The sequence below is a fragment of the Lacipirellula limnantheis genome (assembly GCF_007746075.1).
GTDB classification, from domain to species: Bacteria; Planctomycetota; Planctomycetia; order Pirellulales; family Lacipirellulaceae; genus Lacipirellula; species Lacipirellula limnantheis.
Map to the genome: position 1 here is coordinate 4802950 of NZ_CP036339.1, position 21274 is coordinate 4824223.

The 21274-nt window shown below is 62.2% G+C and carries 9 protein-coding genes; 4 read left to right on the forward strand and 5 right to left on the reverse strand.

What is annotated here, in order from left to right:
• Window positions 1-18: 18 nt before the first annotated feature.
• From nifJ to I41_RS18680, 3 genes are all read right to left on the reverse strand, one after another.
• Window positions 19-3579 carry a pyruvate:ferredoxin (flavodoxin) oxidoreductase gene (gene nifJ / locus I41_RS18660; RefSeq protein ID WP_145434446.1) on the reverse strand — a complete coding sequence of 1187 codons (3561 nt, stop codon included), beginning with the start codon at window positions 3577-3579 and terminating at the stop codon, window positions 19-21.
• Window positions 3580-4246: 667 nt separating this feature from the next.
• Window positions 4247-8365 carry a beta strand repeat-containing protein gene (locus I41_RS18665; protein ID WP_168207007.1) on the reverse strand — a complete coding sequence of 1373 codons (4119 nt, stop codon included), beginning with the start codon at window positions 8363-8365 and terminating at the stop codon, window positions 4247-4249.
• 644 nt (window positions 8366-9009) lie between these two features.
• Window positions 9010-9684 (reverse strand): bifunctional 4-hydroxy-2-oxoglutarate aldolase/2-dehydro-3-deoxy-phosphogluconate aldolase, encoded by a 675-nt coding sequence (locus I41_RS18680; protein WP_168207008.1) that lies wholly within the window; start codon window positions 9682-9684, stop codon window positions 9010-9012.
• A 326-nt stretch (window positions 9685-10010) separates the two neighbouring features.
• Between I41_RS18680 and I41_RS18685 the strand changes: the two genes are divergently transcribed.
• The 4 genes from I41_RS18685 (at window position 10011) to I41_RS18700 (ending at window position 17952) form a co-directional block, all read left to right on the forward strand.
• A complete protein-coding gene (locus tag I41_RS18685; RefSeq protein ID WP_145434451.1) occupies window positions 10011-11663 on the forward strand; it encodes a LamG domain-containing protein in 1653 nt (550 codons plus the stop codon).
• A gap of 365 nt (window positions 11664-12028) precedes the next feature.
• Entirely contained in the window at window positions 12029-14422 is a 2394-nt protein-coding gene (locus I41_RS18690; protein ID WP_145434452.1) for a PSD1 and planctomycete cytochrome C domain-containing protein, read from the forward strand.
• 62 nt (window positions 14423-14484) lie between these two features.
• On the forward strand, window positions 14485-15912 hold the full coding sequence (locus I41_RS18695) for a DUF1501 domain-containing protein (RefSeq protein WP_145434453.1): 1428 nt from the start codon (window positions 14485-14487) through the stop codon (window positions 15910-15912).
• Between the two features lie 588 nt (window positions 15913-16500).
• On the forward strand, window positions 16501-17952 hold the full coding sequence (locus tag I41_RS18700) for a C1 family peptidase (RefSeq protein ID WP_145434454.1): 1452 nt from the start codon (window positions 16501-16503) through the stop codon (window positions 17950-17952).
• Between the two features lie 47 nt (window positions 17953-17999).
• On the opposite strand, the gene I41_RS18705 is transcribed toward I41_RS18700, so the two are convergent.
• Together I41_RS18705 and I41_RS18710 are read right to left on the reverse strand one after the other, a co-directional pair.
• Window positions 18000-19400, reverse strand: coding sequence for a DUF1254 domain-containing protein (locus tag I41_RS18705; protein ID WP_145434455.1), 1401 nt, complete (start codon window positions 19398-19400; stop codon window positions 18000-18002).
• Between the two features lie 607 nt (window positions 19401-20007).
• Window positions 20008-21270, reverse strand: coding sequence for an HlyD family secretion protein (locus I41_RS18710; protein ID WP_145434456.1), 1263 nt, complete (start codon window positions 21268-21270; stop codon window positions 20008-20010).
• Between the last annotated feature and the right edge of the window lie 4 nt (window positions 21271-21274).

Here is a 21274-nt window from a genome sequence, read left to right on the forward strand (position 1 = left end):
GGCGAAGCGACCGCCGCGCTACTCAGCAGCGGCCAGTTGTTCGTACCGCTTCCAAGTGTCGTCGATATCCCGTTGTGCGAGCGCGAACAGTTCCGCGGCGCGGTCAGGGTTTTGCCGCTGGATGCTGGTGAAGCGGCCCTCTTGGAGGGCGAAGTCGGCAAACGTGAGTTTGGGTTTGCGGCTGTCTAGCTGAAAAGGGTGCTCGCCAGCCTCGGAGAGTCGAGGGTCGTAGCGGTAGAGAGGCCACAGTCCCGCTTGCACCACGTCTTTCTGGTGCGACATGCCTTCACACATATCGATCCCGTGCGCAATGCAGTGGCTGTAGGCTAACAGAAGAGAGGGGCCAGGGTACGACTCAGCTTCGCGGAACACGCGAACCGTGTGAGCCGGATTGGCCCCCATGGCGATCTGTGCTACGTACACGTTTCCGTAGGCCATCGCGAGCAAGCCCAAATCTTTCTTTCGCGACGGCTTGCCGGCGGCGGCGAACTTGGCCACCGCTGCTCGCGGAGTCGCTTTTGAGTTTTGTCCGCCTGTGTTGGAGTACACACCCGTATCGAGAACCAAAATGTTGACATTGGCGCCCGTGGACAGGGTGTGATCGAGTCCGCCGAATCCAATGTCGTAAGCCCAGCCGTCGCCCCCAATAAGCCACACGCTTTTGGGAACCAGGGCGTCTGCCACTTCTGCTAGTCGCGCCGCGTCAGGATGTCGCACCTCGGTCAGCGTCCGCTTGAGCTGCGCGACGCGTTGCCGTTGGCTGGCCAGCGACGACTCAGAACTTTCGTGCCGGCCGGCTATCAGCGCCTCACACAAATCTTCGCCAACCACCGTGGCGAGCCGCTTGAGCAGCGCAACGGCCAAGTCGCACTGGGCGTCCAGCGCCAAACGCATGCCTAAGCCAAACTCGGCATTGTCTTCGAACAGCGAGTTGCACCAAGCGGGGCCACGGCCTTCGGCATTGGTGGTCCAAGGGGTGGTGGGCAAGTTGCCACCGAAGATCGACGAGCAGCCCGTGGCGTTGGCGATCATCGCCCGGTCGCCAAAGAGCTGCGTCATAAGTTTCAAATACGGCGTTTCACCGCAACCGGAGCAGGCGCCCGAAAACTCGAACAGCGGCTGCAAAAGTTGCGAACCTTTCACGGTGTCGTGCTTAACTTGCGTGCGATCAAGCTCTGGCAATTTGAGGAACGTTTCAAAAGCCGTGCGCTCAACGGCGGCATGTTCGCGGTAGGGGAGCATGTCGATCGCTTTATGGTCAGCTACCGTTTTGCTTTTCGCCGGGCAGACATCCACGCACACGCCGCAGCCGGTGCAATCGTCGGGCGCCACTTGAATGGTGAGCAGGTGATCGGGCCGCTCCTTGTCACGCCAGGGTTTTGCTTTGAGTGGCGATCCGTTTCGCAGCGGAGAGTTGAGTTCGCCCACTCGGTAGACCTTCATTCGAATTGCCGAGTGCGGGCAAACGAAGGAGCACAGCCCACACTCCGTGCACAAATCGGCGTCCCAAATAGGAATCTCCTGCGCGATACTCCGTTTTTCGTGCTTGGCGGTTCCCACGGGAAAGCTACCGTCGATCGGCAGCGCACTCACCGGGAGCAAATCTCCATGCCCGGCAAGCAAATGCCGCGTCACACGCTGAATAAACTCTTCATGCACCTCGGCCGCCGGCGCTATGCGGCGGCGATCGGTGGTGGGGCTGTCGGGCAGAGTCACCCGCTGGAGACCTGCGAGCGCCGCATCGACTGCCGCACAGTTTTTGGCCACCACTTCGTCGCCGCGGCTGCCATAACTCTTTCTGATCGAGTCTTTTATGTGCGCGATCGCTTCGCTCACCGGCATAAAGTTTGACAGGCCGAAGAAGCACGCCTGCATAATAGTGTTAATGCGGTTGCCCAGCCCTGCTTCGCGTGCGATGCGGTGAGCATCCACCACGTGAAGCGCCAGCCCCTTGCTCAAGATTTCAAGCTGCATTTCCAGCGGCAAGTGGTTCCATGTCTCACTCGCGCTGTAGGGACTGTTGAGCAACACAGTGGCGCCGGGGCGCGCGATCGACAGTAGATCAAGCTTGTCGACAAACGGGAACTGATGCACGCCAATGAACGTCGCTTCGTCGATCAAATAGGTCGAGGTGATCGGCCGTGGACTAAACCGCAAGTGTGATACCGTCGTTGAGCCCGACTTCTTCGAGTCGTACACAAAGTACCCTTGGGCGAAGAGCGGCGTGTGATCGGCCACGATCTTCACCGAGTTCTTACTGGCGCCCACGGTACCGTCGGCGCCCAACCCGTAGAAGACGGCCCGGGTGACGTCATCCGGCTCGGTGCGAAATCGAGTGTCTACCGTCAAACTAAGTCGGGTGACGTCATCGTAGATGCCCACCGTGAACTGCCGGCGGGGGAGGGCTTCGAGATTTTCGGCGAACACCGCCGCGACCATGGCCGGAGTGAACTCCTTACTCGCCAGCCCATACCGCCCGCCGATGACATTCGGCAGCGGCAAGTGCTCGCGATGAGGCATTGCGTTCCAACCCGCAGCGAGCGCTGTGACGACATCTTGATAGAGCGGCTCGCCTATGGCGCCGGGCTCCTTGGTGCGATCCAACACCGCGATGCGCTGAGTGGCGTCGGGGAGCGCCCGCAAAAATGCGTCGACGTCAAACGGCCGGAACAATCGCACGAGCACCATCCCAACCTTCCGCCCCTCGGCGCGCAACTTTGCGATGGCTTCGCTGGCGGCTCCACTGCCGGAGCCCATCAACACCAGTACGTCTTCGGCCGCGGGGTCGCCAACGTAGTCAAACAAATGATATTGCCGGCCAGTCTTTGCAGCAAAATCATTCATCGCCTGCTGCATGATCCACGGCACGGCGGCGTAGTGCAGATTCGCGGCTTCGCGCGATTGAAAGAACACATTAGGGTCTTGGCTCGTGCCGCGGACCTCGGGGTGATCCGGGCTCAGCGCCCGTTCACGGAACCGATGAATCGCTTCGTAGTCCAGCAGGTCTTGGATTTCGTCATCTTCGAGCGCCACGATCTTGGCCACCTCATGCGAGGTGCGGAAGCCATCGAAGAAATGAAGCACTGGGATGCGCGATTTCAGGGTCGCCATTTGAGCGATCAGCGCGAAGTCTTGCGCTTCCTGGACGCTCGCTGAACTGAGCATGGTCCAGCCGCAGCTGCGTGTTGCCATCACGTCGCTATGGTCGCCGAAGATCGAAAGGGCGTGCGTGGCCACTGTGCGGGCCGCAATGTGAAAGACCGCCGGCAGTAGCTCGCCGGCGATCTTGTACATCTCGGGGATCATGAGCAACAGGCCCTGCGACGCAGTAAACGTCGTCGTGATCGACCCCGCTTGCAGCGCACCATGCACTACGCCGGCGGCGCCCGCTTCGCTTTGCATCTCAATCACCCGCGGCACAGCGCCGAACAGATTCTGACGCCCCGCACAGCTCCACGCATCGGCGAGTTCACCCATGCTGGAAGCGGGCGTGATGGGATAAATCGCAATCACCTCGCTGGTGCGATGCGCAATCCTCGCCGCCGCTTCATTGCCATCGAGAGTCAGGTAGTGCGACACGATGTGTGCTCCCAAACGGTCCGAATAATCGCCGAAGGAAGCAAATCAGCAAGATTCGCGCCGTGTCTAGAACTAGACGCCGATTGACCTAAAGTACATGCCGTTGTGTGGTTGCGAACAATACAGGCGCCGAGCACGACTGTGCGGTGTGCGATTTAGCGCGCAGAGTGTGACCAGTCGGATGGGCGACAGTCGGGTTGATTGAAGTGAGCGTCCATTACTCAGCAGAGATTTAGGAAATGGAGGCGGCGGACATCGAACGGAAATGCTGCTTTTCCGAGCTCTTCTAAGTGACAACAATTGCGTGAAGAGCCGCCGACGCTGGCAGCGCCTAGGCATCGCAGGGGCGGCAGCGAGGGACACTCTCTATCTTCGACGGACACGTTAGTTCAGCTATCAAACGAACTTGAACGCATTGCGCGCGCACGGCCAACACTCAACCTAAGAGCCCGAGGAGCGATACTGTTGCTCATCGAACCCCTTTTGTCACCTAATCGATCGGCAGCCACGTCCAAATACCGCAGGAGGGCTCGACATCAGCTCGGAGCAGTCAACCCATTCCACCCCGGGCTGCGTCCCAAAATTAGCCGATGTGCCGGGTGGGAGTTGCACGCAGGTGCGTTTGCCGACGTGCACGTCGCAATGGAGTTCTGACCAGGGCCATTCCTTAGCGTATTGCCCCGGCGCGACTGCGCCTGCAAGATCCCGCCACAGCCATTCCCGTCAGCAGGACGAGCGTGGAAGGTTCAGGTACGGCCACATTGTTTGCTGCGAGTGCGCCTGCCCCAAAGTTGTTCTGCCACGAGGCCAGTTCGCCGACGCCGGTGTTCCGCTGCCACACGAGAAAGTCTTGCCCATCGACGTCGCCGTCGAAATCAAAATCGCCGGCTTGACCAGCGACTGTGTTGATGAACACGTCGTTGCCATCGCCGCCGGCGTAGCTGATGGTCAACAGCGTGCCGCCATAGTTGGCAAACGGCGAGCCTTCGGCGAGACCTGCAAAAGCGCCGCTAAGAGTGCCGGCGACGTCGATGATCTCCCACGACTGGCCCAAAGTTGGCATGAAGCCATTGATGAGATTCACATCAAGTGAGCCACCCAACATGGTGTTGCCCGTGACATTAAGCTTGTCGAACTGCCCGGAGCTTGTACCACCGAGTTCGATCTCGAGCGATCCGGCACTCTGTGTGTAATTCCCATTGACCGCGAGCGTACCGGGCGAGGCCCCCGGCGCGAGTGTACCACCGACATTCGTGAGGTTGCCATTGAATGTCGTCGCATGCAGCGTCCCGCCAGTGAAACCAAACGTGCTGCTATGGAGCGTGACGGTACTCGCGTTCATCACGCCGCCTGCAAGATTGAACGTCGCTCCGTTGGTGATGCCGAACTCGCCGGCGGTCGTGTCAAGCGTGCCGGCCGAGACGTTCATGGTGGCGCCCACCAGAGCGATCGGCGCAGTTGGCGCGATTCCCGTGTTGCTGGTCACCTGCCCCGCGGAGAAGTTGAACGTACCGCCAGTCATATCGAATGATCCCGCAGCGCCCTTGGCGCCGTTGGGAACCCCGAGACCGACACCGCCGTTACCGCCCGAGACGAGAATTTTTCCGCCCGTCATGGCGAGTGTTCCGCCCGTAAGTTGAAATACGCCGCCGACGCCACCGTTCCCGGAAGTGGAACCGTCGGGAACGCCGGAACCCGCGCTGCCGCCATTGCCGCCGTAGAGGCTGAGCACAGAAGCGCCTCCTAGCGTCAGCGAGCCCGCGGAGACGGTCGCCGAGCCACCCGAACCGCCGGAGGTTCCTCCGGATGGGTCGCTGAGGCCATTTCCGCCCGCGAACGCAAGTTGAGCGGAGCCGGCGAGCGTGGTGATTCCTCCCGCGACATTGAGCGACCCCCCGATCCCGCCGGCCACGTTATTCGCGCTTGTGGCGCCGCTGAAGTTCACGGTCGCCGTTGCGGCGAACTGGTTCGTACCGCCTGAAATATTCAGCGATCCGCCGTGGCCGTTTGCTGCGCCGCCTGCGCCCGCTCCACCTTTCGCATTGAGCTGCGACGCTACGAAAGTAGTTCCTCCAGAGATGAAGACCGCCCCGCCTACGCCTCCGCTCCCTGGAGCGCCAATAGCGCTGAAGCCTCCCGCAGCGCCATTCAAGTTGACGAGCGCGGAATCGGCAAGCGTAATCCCATTGGAGAGGGTCATGCTTCCGCCGGCGCCGCCGGCTCCAGCGCCAGCGATGCCGCTCCCGCCCGCGCCGCCATTAAGGTTAATGCTCGACGTGCCGACGAGCGCGATAGTCGTCGCCCCGGAGGCCGTGAGTGCGCCCCCAGCCGCGCCAGGTTTACCAAAAGCGCCTGCGAGGAGACTGCTATTATTGCCGTTCCCGCCCGCGCCGCCGTTCAGGCTGATACCTGCAGAGCCAGCCAGCGTGAGGGCCGACGTCCCGGCGAGCTGCATCGACCCCGCGACGCCGGCCGAGCCACCGGCGTTATACAGGCTACTCCCCCCGCCTCCGCCAGAGAGGTTCAGCAAAGCGGAACCTGAGAGAGAGATCGATAGGTTAGTACCGTTGGCCACGCCCCCATTGCCGCCATTACCGCCATTGCCGTTACCAATATTGCCACTCCCGCCGCCAGTGCCGCCAGCGAAATTGATCACGGCGGACTCAATTGCCGAAATCGTTCCCCCGGTTGCCGTCAAGCTTCCGGCCGTTCCGCCCGCGCCGCCATTGGAACCATTGCCGGCGCCACCGTTGCCCCCCTTGAAATTCAGTTGGCTGCTATTGGTCAGCGAGATTGTTCCCGAGCTAGTGAGCGACCGCCCTGCTGCGCCCGTGGCGCCCGGCGCACCAAACACAGCGCTGTTAGCGCCGTTCGCGCCCGCGCCGGTGAAGATGCCGGAACCGGTCACGTTCAATGTGCCCAGGTGATTGGTGAAATCGTTGTTCAAGTTGACCGTTCCGCCGGAGGCGTTCAGCGTCGCCTTCACCAGCGCGGCCGGCGTGGCGGGAGTGATCGCGGCGTCGGCGGTGATCTGCCCGGCGGTGAAGTTGAACACGCCCCCGGAGACGTTCACGGAACCGGCCGCGCCATTGGCGCCTGCATTGCCGAAGGCGGCAGTGCCGCCAGTTCCTCCCCGGAGCGCAATCGTTCCGGCATTGAAGTCGAACGTTCCCCCGGACTGCACGAGCGCACCGCCGTTGCCGCCGTTGCCACCGTTGCCACCGCCGTTGTTGCGGTTGCCGCCCCCCCCGCCGATGAGCGAGACGGCTCCACCAGCGAGGCTCACCGTGCCGGCGGTCAGGTTAAATCGCCCGCCGTGACCCCCCGTTAAACTAACTGCGCCCGCGCCGCCGTTGAGCGACACGCTCGAGCCGAGGTTGATCTCGACCACGGACCCCGCAGCGGTGAGGGTTCCACCCAGACCGCCTGCCCCTCCAAACGAGGAACCGGTTCCCCCCGCGCCCCCGCTCAGCGCGAGCACTGCACTGTCGGAAAGGGTCAAGGCGCCAGCGGAAAGCGTGCCCGCGCCGCCGCCGCCGCCACCGCCTCCGTTGACGCCACTGCCGGCACCGCCATTGCCGCCATTGAATGTCGCCGCAGCGGTTCCCGAAAGGGTCAAGCTCCCCCCCGTAAGCTGCAGCGCTCCGCCTACACCGCCAGTCTGGCTAGGCCCGAAGAGGCTGCCGTTTTCACCCTGACCGCCGTTAAAGCGGAGCGTGCCGTTAGTGATCGCCGTAGCGCCGGCGGAGGAGAAGGCGCCGGCACTGGGGCCGTCAGAGCCACTCCCGTCCAGCTGCGGAGTGGCCTCGAACAGCCCACCATTCTGCAGAGTGAGCGACTGGGCGGCCCCCCGGCTGAAGTTACTGCCGGGAGTTAAGAACTTTCCACCGTTGAGTAACAGATTCCCGGTGACGTTGAAGACACCCGTCCCCGTGCGAAAGATCGTGCCCGTGGCGTTCACGGTGATCAGCCCGCTGCCGCTGGTGAACACGCCGCCCGAGTTGACGTTGATCGTCCCGGCGCCGCCGGTCGCGCTGCCGACGTTAAGCGTCGATGCGCCGCTTTGGGAAAGTGTTGATCCAGCACCCGTGACATTGATTGTGCCGACGGCGGTGGAAGCCGTCGTGGCGAGATTGAGATTGCCGCTCGTCAGATCAGCGCCGCTAAGAATTTCCAGCAGACCGTCGCTGCCGTTGTTCGCTGTGTTGCCCAGGTCGATCGCTCCACTGATCGTGCCTTGCGCGCCATTCCGATAACGCAGCGTGCCGTCGCTCGTGCTGAAGCTGCCTAGCAACGCACTAGGCCCGTTCAAAGTGGAACTCAGTCCATCGACGACGATCGTTCCGCTACCCGCCGTAATCAACGAGCCCGCTTCGATCGGATTGCTGCTCGTCACGAGCATGGGTTTCGTCGCCGAACCGATCGTGAGCGTTTGATTGGGTCCGCCCGCGCTCAATCTACCCAGCGCGAATGTGCGAACCGTGGCCGAATCGCTCAGCCACGAGAGCTGACCACTACGGACCGACGCGTGCGCGAGCGCCTCATTGCCAATGAAAGTAACTGTGTACGTGGAATTGATGTTGAAGATGCCTAAGTCCCCCCCGCCAGGGACAAGGCCAAAGATGCCGCTCCAATTCCCTGCGTTGTTAAACACACCGTTTGGCGGCGACGGATCGGCGGAGCCGGTCCAAGTCGCCTGGGCGCGTGCATCCGCCGAAAAGGCAGAAAACAAGCTGAGGAGCAAAGCAATACGAACGTGCGTAGAGAATCTCACGTTGGCAATCATGGCGTGGCTTCTTCAATGAGATGCGTCGTGGGCGAAGCGTGGTGCGCGCAGCCGTTGGCGCGAAGCGAATCGCCGCCAAAGGAGAAGACCGCGCAACCGGTCGCGGCAATTGTAACTGGACGCTCACCAGCGCACAAATTAATGACGACTGAGGCCAGCGTACTGCTAACCGCTACCCCCGATCTCGCAGCAGTCGCGCGAGCGAGCTGATAGGGGACGCGAACTCGCGGCAAAGTTGCACACCGGAGACGCACCTCGAAGCCGCCGGCTCCATGGCGCCGAGCTGACCAGGGCGGGCGTGGCCGAGTGCGTCCTGCGACACCGTCGCACTGCTCCGTTCGCCGACTACTCTGTAGACAGGCTCGCTAGCAGCGGGCTTGCCCCCTATTCGCTCTTCTCATCTCGGCAGGACGCACTGTCTGCGCCGCCGGTTGGTACAGACTGAACTACGGAGCAGTCGCCGGCGGCGTTGGAGACCAAAGATGCCGACGGCACTCGAATCCATTTTCACGAAGTACCTCCGCTCAGGCAGCCCGGCACAACGAACTCGCGAAGAGTACGCCACGACGCTGCGGAAGTGGTCGCGTTGGCCTCGCCGGCAGCACTTTGTGCGGAGTAGGCAGCAACAAAATGGCCTCGATTGGCTAGTTGGCGCGGCAGTTCGCCACATGCTTCATGAACTGCTCGGTTTTACTGGCGATGGCGTCAAAGCTTCGCTCGCGCATCAGCTTTTTGTCCACGAGCAAACTACCCACGGCAACCGCGAACACGCCGGCCTTGAAGAATTCCCCAACTGTCTCGAACGAAACGCTTCCTGACGGCAGCAGCGGGATTCCCGGCAGCGGGCCGGCCAGATCACGCAGGTAGGCGGGGCCGCCTACCGACGCGGGAAAAATCTTGACGACGTCGGCTCCGGCTTTGACCGCCGTGCGAATCTCGGTGGGAGTGTAGGCCCCAGGAATCGAGACGATGTTCTTCTCTACGCATTTAGCAATGACGTCGAGCTCGATGGACGGAGAGATTACAAACTCGGCGCCCGCGTCGATCACAGCCGACGCCGCGTCCGCCTCCATAACGGTCCCGGCGCCCAGCAGCATCTCGTCACGGCCATAGCGGTCCGCCAATTGTCCGATCAACTCGACGGCTCCAGGAGTCGTCAATGTAATTTCGATGGTGCGTAGGCCCCCTTTGAGCAGGGCGTCCACGGTCCCGAAGATGGCGTCCGAATCGTCGGCGCGGATGACGGCAACGACGCCGCCCCGATGCATCTCGTCGAGAACTTGTTGCTTCGAGCGTTTGCCTGGAGTGGGACTAGTCATTTCACTCGTACGCGGTGCGTTTGTCGTTAGAGGGAACGCATCGGAATGCATTCATCAAGCGTAGTGCTATCGGGCGAGATCAATTGTATTACAAAACACGTTGGTTGAAATCGCGGCCACGTCCCGTCAGCGAATTTTCGCCGACGGGAGCGGTGAATGCCGCGTCATCGATGAGTTGAGCCGTTCGCCCGCTGTATCATTTTGCCGTCGCAGCTTGAATTGAGCGCGTAATCGCGCCAAGTTAGTGTTAAAGTGCAGCCGCATATCAACGACTGGCAGACATCCTTGGCGCCCGAACCGAAGATGCAACCGGAGACCGACGCACGATGTTGACGCTACGCCTTCTCCTAATCTTCGCGAGTTTGGTCGCCTCGGCGGCGGCAATCCGCGCGGACGAAGAACTCGGCCCCGTCGCACGCTGGCCGCTCGCCACCGACGCGCTCGATTCATCCGCCAACCACATCGACGCGATCAACCATGGCGTTGAATTCAAGGCTGACGGCACGGACGCCGCCGACCGGGCGGCGACATTCAGCGGCCGCGGCGCCCGCCTCGAGGTGACAGACGTCTCGAAACTTCAATTTGGCGACAAAGATTTCTCAGTCGCCTTGTGGGTCAACGCGAACTCCGGCACCGGCGGCGACCCTGGCGACCTCGTCGCCATGTACGACGAACAAAGCCGCACCGGGTTCAACCTGTCGCTGCGAACTAGCACCGGCGTCACCAACAGCACGGCCAACGTTCGCCAGCTGCAGTTCGGCATCGACAACGGCTCCGAGCCCAAGTGGACCGACGAAGGTCGCCCCGGTAGCGCCATCCTTGCCTTCGCCCTGACGGTTCACGACGGCAACCTCTACGCCGGCGTCGGCGACAACGCCCCCGGCGCCGTCGGCCGCGTCTATCGCTTCGATGGCGCAGGCAAGTGGATCGACTGCGGCGCCCCCGATCAGTCGAACGCCGTCATGTCGCTCTGTGCTCACGACGGGCAGCTCTACGCAGCCTCCGGGCGTTATCGCTTCGCCGGCTCCTCGCTCACCGAGTCCGACAACGCCCGCCTCGGCGGCGGCGTCTTTCGATACGATGGCGGCACAAAGTGGACCGAAGTCGGCCGACTGCCCGGCGTCGAAGCGGTCGGCGGCATGGTCACTTACAACGGCAAGCTCTATGCGTCGTCGCTCTATAAGCCAGCCGGCTTCTTCCGCTACGAATCCCCCGGCGTCTGGACCGCGCTTCCCGTTCCCGATGGCAAGCGCGTCGTCTCCCTGGCCGTGTTCGACGACCATCTATGGGCCGGCAGCTACGATGAAGGCCGGGTCTTCCGCTACAACGGCGACCAGTGGGAAGATCTGGGCCTGCTTGACGAGAACACACAGACCTATTCCTTCGCCGTTTATCAAGGTCGGCTCTGCGTCGGCACCTGGCCCAGCGGGCGCGTCTACCGCTGGAACGAGGGCCGTTGGGAAGATCTTGGGCGACTCGGCGAGGAGCTTGAGGTCATGGGCATGCTCGTCCACAACGGAAAGCTCTACGGCGGCTCGCTTCCCCTGGGCGCGGTCTATCGCCACGACGGCAACGGAGCATGGACAAAGACGGCCCAACTCGACGTGACTCCCGACGTAAGGTATCGGCGGGCGTGGACGATGGCCCAGTTCGACGGCCGCCTCTTCTGCAGCACGCTCCCCTCCGGCCGTATCCACGCGCTCGAAGCCGGCCCCTGCGTGACCTACGACCATGAACTCCCCGCCGGCTGGCAGCACGTCGCCGCCGTGAAGCGAGGCAACATCTTGCAGCTTCACGTGAACGGCGGGCGCGTCGCCGAATCCCGCCCGTTCGCCCCCGCTAAGTTCAACCTTGATAACGCGACGATGTTGCAGATCGGCGCCGGCCCCGGCGGCTACTTTCGCGGCGACCTTCGCGACGTGCGCCTCTATCCCCGTGCGTTGAGCGACAAAGAAATCACCGATCTCGCCAGCCCGTAGCGATGCGCCACCCAAATCGCCGCGTGCTACGCCTTGTCAACGTTTTTGGAATGGCGGTCACATCTCGAAAGACCTACCTCGCGATCGAACGCCCCCGTGACGGGCGACCAGAGCCTAAGTTCCCTCTTTCGCCGGCAGACCGGCGCGCTATGCTCACATCGCGGGTCGCGCCTAGCCAGCGCACAAACGGCTGAAAATCAGCCGATCGCCATGCCAACGCTTGGGGAGCGAGGTTAAACTGTGTCAAACGGCCAGACCGGGCTATTGGTCGACTCGTCACCGCTTGAACAAGTTCGGCTGGGAGCCTCCGCGCAACATCATCAGAGCGAAGCCGTTGGCGCTCCCGTCACCTCGGGCGAAGAAGGATGTCTCGTCGCCGCATCACGGTCGTAATTCGTCACGTTGCCATTTGGTTGGCGAGCGCACTGTGGGCGCTAGCCAACAGCGCCCGTGCCGGCGAGTCCTTGGACTTCTCCGCCGCGGACCTCGATTTTTTTGAGACTCGCATCCGTCCGGTCCTAGTCGCGCACTGTTACGAATGTCATTCAGCGACCGACGGTGCGCCGGAAGGAGGATTGCGGCTCGACAGCCGCAACGGCATCCTCGCGGGGGGCGATTCCGGACCGGCCGCCGTTCCAAACGAACCCGCCCAGAGTCTGCTCCTGCTGGCCCTGCGCGGCGAGACCGTCCAAATGCCGCCAGACGGCCGCCTGGCCGACGGCGTGATTGCGGACTTTGAGCGCTGGATTGCGATGGGGCTTCCCGATCCCCGAAAGGGCGACGACGAGCCGCTGCGTTCCAAAGTGGACCTTGAAGCCGGACGCCGACATTGGTGCTTTCAGCCCATCGAACGTCGCCCTCCGCCGCCGGTCGCCGACATCGGGTGGCCTTACGGCGACGTCGATCGCTTTCTGCTCGCTAGTCTAGATGCGCACCAACTCCATCCAGCTGACGACGCTGATCGCGGCGTCTGGCTTCGCCGCGTGACTTTCGATCTCATCGGCCTGCCGCCCACGCTGGAGGAGTTAGACGCCTTTCAACGCGACGCATCGACGCAAGCGTACGCACACGTCGTCGATCGGTTGCTTGCTTCGCCCCATTTCGGCGAACGTTGGGGACGTCACTGGCTTGACGTCGCAAGATTCGCGGAGTCTAGCGGCGGTGGACGTTCGATCGTATTTGAGGATGCTTGGCGGTATCGCGACTACGTCATCGCCGCGTTCAACGACGACAAGCCGCTCGACGAATTCATAACCGAGCAGATAGCCGGCGACTTGCTGCCGCATGCCGACGCTAATGAAGAGCGAGATCATCTTGTTGCCACCGGCTATCTACTGCTCGGAGCCCATAACTATGAGGAGCAGGACAAGCGTCAACTCGAAATGGACGTCGTCGATGAGCAAATCGACGCGATCAGCCGCGGTCTGCTCGGGATGACCGTCGCGTGCGCGCGGTGCCACGATCATAAGTTCGACCCTGTGCCCACGACCGACTATTACGCCTTGGCCGGCATTTTCCGCAGTACCCAGGCATTGGAGCACGACAACGTGTCGAAATGGACGACGCGGCCCTTGCCGCTAGGGCCCGCCGACGCCGCCTCGCGCACCGGACACGAAGCCTCTTTGGCTGAAGCCGAGACGCGGCTCGCCGAGGCGCGAACTCGGCAAGGCTCTTCCGACGCAGCGACTGTCAAGATGCTCGAGCAGCGGATCGCTGAGCTGAAAAGCGCCGGCCCGCCGACTCCCGCCTGCATGGCGGTTCAAGATGCCCTCGCGATTGAAGATTGCAAGATCTGTGTTCGCGGCAACGTCCGACGACTCGGGCCGGCGATTCCGCGCGGCGTCTTGCAAGTCGCTCTCGTGGGCGCGCCCCCCCAGATGCCCGCTAATGCTAGCGGACGCCTGGAGCTGGCGCGGTGGATCGCGTCGCCGCAGAATCCCTTAACCGCACGCGTGTACGTAAACCGCGTTTGGCACTACGTTTTCGGGTCAGGCATTGTCCGCACGGTGGACAATTTTGGCACGACAGGCGAGCTGCCCTCGCATCCAGAGCTATTGGACGCGCTTGCTGGTCGCTTCATCGATGAGGGGTGGTTGACGAAGCGCCTCGTCCGCGAGCTGGTCCTCTCGCACACCTATCGACTCGCTAGTTCCGTCGCCGCCGATCACGCGATCAGGGATCCGGAAAACCGTCTGTTGGGGAGGATGAATCGCCGCCGACTCGATCCGGAGTCGCTGCGCGATGCGATGCTGACCGCGGCCGGTACGATCGACCTGCGCATGGGCGGTCCGAACATCCCGGCCGATGTCCTCGCCAAATCGAGCTCGACCAATCCGGCGGAGTACGGGTTCGTCTTCGCCGACGCGCGGCGCAGCGTATATACGCCGGCCTTTCGCAACTCCATGCACGAGTTATTTGAAGCGTTCGATTTCGCCGACCAAAATCGGTCCGTCGGCGTGCGCTCCGTCACCACGACGGCGCCGCAGGCGTTGCTGTTGCTCAATAGTCCGTTCGTAATAGATCAGGCACGCGCCGCCGCCGAGCGCGCGCTGGCGGCCACACCGGAGCTTTCCGAATCGCAGCGCATCGAACGCGCTTTTCGCCAAACGCTCTTCCGGGGCCCCTCCCCAGGCGAGTTAGACGTCGCCATGGCTGCGGTTGGCGCTACTGACCAAAACAATCCAGAAGCCAAGCTCGAGGCGTGGCAAGGGTTGTATCAAGGTCTCTTCGGTTGCCTTGACTATCGCTACCTCGATTGAAACGCGGCCACGATCACTGGTAGGCTAATCGTTATCGTTGCTCACCCGGAAGTACGGCGGATATGAACGACTCGTGCGACGGCGCTTCGCCAAATCGACGGCAACTGCTGCGACACGCCGCCTGCGGCTTTGGCTCGGTGGCGCTAGCGGGAATGCTGGGCGCTGGCGCTGCTGCCGGGCCGCAGCGCGCAAGTACCACGCATTACGCCCCGCGCGCTAAGCGGATCATTTTCCTGTTTATGGCCGGCGGAGTCAGTCAAGTCGATAGCTTCGACTACAAACCTCTCTTGGAACGGGAGGATGGTCGAGTGCGGGACTTTAACGACGCCCGCAATGTCGCCCGCACGGGGCAGGGCGCCAAGTCGCGGGTGATGAAGTCGTTATGGAAGTTCCAACAGCACGGCGAATCGGGAAAATGGGCGTCTAGCTTATTCCCGGAGCTGTCACGGTGCGTGGATGATCTCTGCTTTCTGCACGGCATGCACACCGAAGGAGTAGCGCATGGCCCCGCCACGTTGTTCCTGCACACCGGAGCCACCAATCTCATCCGCCCGTCGATCGGTTCATGGGTGACGTACGGTCTGGGAAGCGAGAACGATAACCTGCCTGCGTTCGTCGTACTAGCGCCATCGCTGGGCAACGGTGGCCCGCGCAACTATGGGAGCGCGTTTTTGCCCGCCGTTTATCAGGGCACGACGATCGGAAGAGCCGGCGCCGCGGCAAAAGACGCGCACATTCCTTATCTTCTCAACGGCGCCCGAACGGCGGCCGCGCAGCAACAACAGCTCGATCTGGTGCAGGCCTTGAATCGGGAGCAAATCAAGAATCGCCCTGGAGATAGCGAGTTAGCGGCGGTGATTGAGTCATATGAACTCGCCTATCGGATGCAGCGTCATGCCCCCGAAGCGCTTGACCTTAGCCGTGAGTCGAAGGCGACGCTCGACCAATACGGCATTGGCGTTCCGGCGACCGACGACTACGGACGCCGCTGCCTGATGGCTCGCCGACTGGCCGAGGCGGGCGTTCGCTATATCCAGGTTAACTACACGGACAACTCCAACAATCCTCCCTGGGACCAGCATTCAGAGATGCCGAAGCACGCCGCTCATGCGGCGGCGGTGGACAAGCCGATCGCCGCGCTGCTGGCCGACCTTAAGCAACGCGGCCTGCTTGACGACACCCTCGTCTGGTGGGGCAGCGAATTTGGGCGCAACCCGTTCGCCGAGAACAACGGCACCGGCCGAGACCATAATCCCAACGGCTTCACTGCGTGGCTAGCCGGCGGCGGGGTGAAGGCGGGATTCTCCTACGGCAGCACTGATGAATTTGGCCATGTAGCAGTCGCCCAAAAAGTCCACATGCACGACCTGCACGCGACGATTCTTCATCTCCTGGGGCTCGATCACCAGCGATTGACCTACCGCTACTCCGGACGTGATTTTCGCCTGACCGACGTAGCGGGTGACGTGAAGCACGAGATCTTCGCTTGACCGACAAGCGGCTGTCAGGGCAGCCCTCGTCTGGCAAGGCAGCGTGGTCTACCCGCGAAAGGCAGCGATTCGCGGCTCGGAACATACATTTTTCTAGACCGCTATATCCCCGGCGAGCCGGCCGCGAGTCATGGCGACGTCAAGGTGATGCGATCTCTTCTCGGCGATAAGCCAGTTCGGCTGATTTACATAACGCAGGAGGCAACGGGGAAGCGGAGCGTGAGCGGCGTCAGCGCCCCTTTCCGGACGCGAACATCGAACCGGTAAAGCCATTGATCGGGCCGGCTCTTAGGGCGCTGAGGCGAGCGTTCGGCGGCTTTTGACGCCTCGTTCCGAATTTTGCTGCCGCGGCGCCGCCGGAAATGTCTGCCCGGCAATCGTCGGCCAGAAACACATGCGAGCCGCTAAGGGCACGTCCTCCGCGCCTTCGCTCGGTCGGATCATGAGCATTATGTAGGTAAAAAGCATTAATTGGGTCTGCTGTTCACTATGGGCCGGGTCTCCCCCCCGCCATTGATTGAAAGCCGCCAGCAGCGAGACCATGATGAGACTTTCCATTGAAATTGGTCAGCGAAAGCTCGTTTTCTTATGCGAATGCTCCTACTAACGGGCGGCGTCGGGTTACTGCTGGCCTCGGCGGCATGGGCGGCGACCCCCGTGACCTACGATCTACGCACCGCGGGGCCAGGCGGCGCGAGCTGGATCACGCCCGTCAAATCACAGGGCAAGCTCTCCACCTGCTGGAGCTTTTCCACCGCGGCCGCCTTCCAAAGCAGCCTGCTCCGACAGGAGATCGTGACCGATCCCAATTCGCCGCTGGTGGACCTTTCCGAGTGGCACGACGCCACGCACAACGGCTTCGATCACCCTGATTATGATCCGCCCTACAACGCGAAGGGGACCGGCGGTTCGCAGCGCTACACAATCGCCTACTACACTCGCGGCCAGGGCGTGTGGAACATCGACTCGGCCACGGGTCCCCAAGTGGCCGGCGGCGGACCGGTGCTGGAATCACAGAGTCCGCTCAATGTGTATCCGACCATCGAGATGGAGCAGAAGCTCAACCTTCTCCCTTACGTTCCGCCGGCCGATCAGAAGCCCGCCTATGCACTCGACTGCGCCGAATTCCTCTGGTGGGATGGCCTAGTCCCGGGTCAGCCTGTCATTCCACTGGACCAGCAGCTCGAGCGGATGAAGAACGCGGTGATCGACCACGGCGCTCTTTCGGTGGCCATGTACTACACGCCTTCCTCCTACAACGAAGCGACTCACACCTACTATTTCAGCGGGCCCTCGACCACCGCCACCGATCACTTGGTGACTGTGGCCGGCTGGGACGACAACCAGGTCGTGCCCGGCGCTCCCGAGCCAGGGGCCTGGTTAATTCAGAATAGCTGGGGTACGGAGTTCGGCGATCAAGGCTACTTTTGGATCAGCTACCAAGACGCCCTGATTAACAAATTTCCGGCGACGTTGATTGGCGGCGACTTGCCGGCCGGCGCCAAGGTCTGGCAGAACCAGCTCCTGTATCCCTCGGCCCAAACAGGGCTGGCCCAGGGCGATGTTTCGGAGGCAGCCGCGGTGATTGCGGTGTCCGCTAATACTGTAGTTGAATCGCTCGGGCTCTACGCCGCCTATGCGTCACAACAGGCTGAAATCCGCGTCTACGACCATTGGGACGCCAACGGTCCGGCGGATCTGTTGGCGAGCTTCTCTCACTTTTTTGACCTGCCTGGCTACGCGCTGGTGGATCTACCGGCGGCCTTGCCGCGGGCGACCGACGGCAGTCTCGTGGTGACGGTCGACTACGGCAGTGAATTTGCATCGCCGGTCCCTTTCGAGACCGTCGCCGACGCAGCGGCGGGGCGGTCCTATCTGCGCAATGCTCAGGGCGTCTGGGAAGACATGGCCACGTCAACGAGCGCGGGGGTTTTCGCCGTCAAGGTGATCACCACTCCGGAGCCGTCGGCCGCGTTGCTGGCTTGCCTCGCCGCGTTGGGGCTCGCTCGCCTGCGGGGAGGGCCCAGGTCACGCCATTAGGGCGAAGCGACGCGCGAGCGCCGTCCGCTTCGCCGGCGGTTCGTTTTCTACTTCACTTTGACGATCGCCGGCGGCTGCCACGTACCTTCCCCGACCGGGAGGATAGACGGCGGCGTTGCCTGCGGCCAGTAAAGACGCAGGACGAGGTAGATGGGACCGTCGGGGGCAGGCAGCCAGTTCGCCTCCATGGCCGCTCCAGGCGATTCCCGTTGAATGTAGATCGTGAGCGAGCCGTCGGCGTTCTGCTTCATGCTCGGCAGCATTGGAGAATTGATCAGGTAGCGGTTCATAGGGTTCTTGATCAACAACTGCGTCTTGCCGTCGTACATCGTGACCGACCAGAACGCATCGACCGGCGGCAACTGTCCTGCCGGGAACGTGAGCGTGTATTGGTGCTTGCTGCCGTCGAGCGTCTCGCCGTTGGCCAGCGTTCTGGCCATCGGATACACCGCTTCGACCGTGTCGTTTCCATAGATGCCGCCGGTTGCTGCCGCGGCGCGGAGCAGCCAGTTGCCGTTGTAGAAGGCGCGGTCGCCGAACAGGTCGCCGGCTTTCCAACCGTTGATGGTCTTCATTTCGGTATCGAGATACTGCTTGATCTTCGCTTCGCCCTGTTTCATGCCCTCCGCCACCGCGGCCTTCAATTCGGGCGTTGCGCTCTTCATCGCGGCAGCGAGCTTTTCTAGCTTGGCGCGAATCGCCGCCTCTTCTGGACCCGCCGGCGCGAAGGGCAGCGAAAAAGCCAGATACTCCCAGAAGCGGGTCTTTGCCAGTTCGTTGTTGATCGGGGGAAAATCGATCGCTGGGGCGGCGGGAGGCGCGGGTTTCTTGAGGTAAGCCGAGAGGGGCTGAATTTTATAGCCCGACTGCACCTTCACCACATTGGGCATGTCTTCCGGATTGAACAATTGCGTGCGATAGGCCGCCAATGAAAAGTGCGTGGACGAGTGGAACACCTCCTTGATGCCCGCCGGCGTCTCGCCATTCCAACCCGGGCCGACCACCAAATAGGCTCCAGCTGCGGGGCCCGTGGCGCGCTGGCCGATGTAGCCGTAATTGAACGTGTTCCCGTCGCACAGCATCACCGAGTAGTAACGCTCCTTGGGCACCGCCGGCACCGACAGCACCATTGGCTCCGCCCGCAGATCGAGCCACGCCAGGGAATACGGCGTGTCGCTGTTGGGCGTGACGATCGCAGTGTCCTCATAGGTGAAGACGCGCGCCTCGTTCTTTATCTGGTTGAACGGCGCCTTGTACTGACCCGAGTTCTTGTCCACCGCATATTCATACATCACCGCGTAGTTCATCACGATCGGCAGACCGTAGATCAACCCTTCTTCGGCGATGGCTTGCGCTTCGGCGGGAGTGAGATCGGCGGCCCGGGCCGACGTGAACGAGCCAACCAATGCCATCGTGGACACAAGGACTTTCAGTAGGGTGGAATTCATGAGGGCGTAGGTCCTTTCCCGGATTGAACGCGTCAGTGGCCGGCGAACTTGTTATTCGCCGCGCCATGTTCCAACGAGACCAGCTTATTTACCGAATCCGCGATCAGCTAGCTCCGAAAACGTCGCCTTGCTGATTGTACCCGGCGTTGAACATGTGCCTGCGAGCTGGCCTCAAACTTGTCGCTGCGGACAACGCGCCCATCCGAGAATCCTCGCCCGCACCGTACCAAAACGCATGACGTCCGGTCGGGCAACTTCGCATGACCACGCCGTCCACGGGCTGCGCGTCCCAGCGGGAGCACTTGGATTCGCACGGGCGTCAGCGTCCTGCTCGGGCGACAAACGATGCGGACCGGCAGCGACGTCGGGTTCGATGGCCTCGGTTGCGGCTCGGTCCGATCGCCGGCGCATATCTGGCTCGCGGCGCTGCGTCGCTTGCTTGAAGTTTGGTCCAAAGCGGAACTTGGCCTGCAGCAGCTTATCGGAGCGAAGGAGGGTTCAGTCAAGATAGAGGACTCGCTGGCCGCCTGTTGACGGTCGCCAAGTGGCTTGGCGCCGACGACATCGAAGGTCGTTTCGCGTCGAAGTCCGGCGCTGCGGCAATCGCTTATCCGAGGCTTACCGACGAGCGGATGCGTCTTAGCAGCACCGTGAAGACGGTGCGTCGGTCGGTGATGATTTCAACTTGCCCGGTCATCCCCAGCTTGACGACTCCCGAAAACTTTCCGTGGCCGACGCGATCGCCGGCGAGCGTCACCCGCACCTTATAGGCATTCTGCACGTCGGCTGACTCATCGGTCGTTCTTGACGCATCCGGAGCAATAAAGCAGACGTTTCCCGCCATCGAACCGTACAGCTGGTAATCATAGGCGTCGACCTTCACCCGCGCCGCCATTTGATCATGAACCAGGCCAATGTCTCGACTCGCGACGATCGCTTCGAAGCAGTACGCCTGCTGAGCGGCAATGTCGAAGACGGGACTGCCCATCGCGACCACGTCGCCGACGTGGTATTGCCCTCGGGTGACCACTCCGTCGATGGGACTGCGCAGCACGGCGAGCGTCGCCTGGAGTTCGAGTTCTGCCAGTTCCTTGGTCATCGCATCGATCTCCCTTTGCTTGCGAAGACGCTTGGTCTCGAGTTGAGCGGTCGCCAAACGGTGATCGCGCTCCACGAGGGTCACTGCTTGCGTCAATACGGCGAGTCGACCCTCTTCAACGGGAATCTGAGCGGCCTTGAGCGACTCTTCGGCAGCGAGCACTCTTCCATACGCTTGCGCCACTTCCTGTGCGCTGACGGCGCGGCTGACGGCCAGCTGTTGAGAGCGGGAATATTTGTCTTGCGCGAGCTCCAACTCGATCTCCGCATGACGAACGTCAGATTCCCGCGTCCGTCGAGCGCGCGCGATTTCCGCAGTCGCGTGCGCCAGTTCGGCGGCGGCCTTCGATCGGGCGATCTGAAATTGACCGTCTTGCAGGTCGGCAAGTTGGTTCAACTGTTGGTGCTCGCGCTGCGATCCTTCGAGCTGCGCTTGGATGGCGGTGATTTCGTGCTCGAGTCGACGAGTGTCGAGCCGCAAAAGGACGTCGCCCTGGCGGACCCGCGCTCCCTCTTGCACATGGACTTCCACGACCCGCCCTTCAACTTTTTGCCCCACAGCGCTAAAGACTTGAGTCGGCAAGTCGACCGGACGGACGACCCCCTCCGCTCGCACCACCAGGTCAACCGGAGTCAGCGCCGCCCAGGCCAGGCCGCAGGCAAGCGTCGCGACGCAGAGGAGCACTCCGAGATGGGCGATGCGCGGCGGACGCGCCGCGACGGTTTCTCGGTACGCCGTGCAGTCGTTTAGCGTCAACAGGGTCGCAGGCATGAGG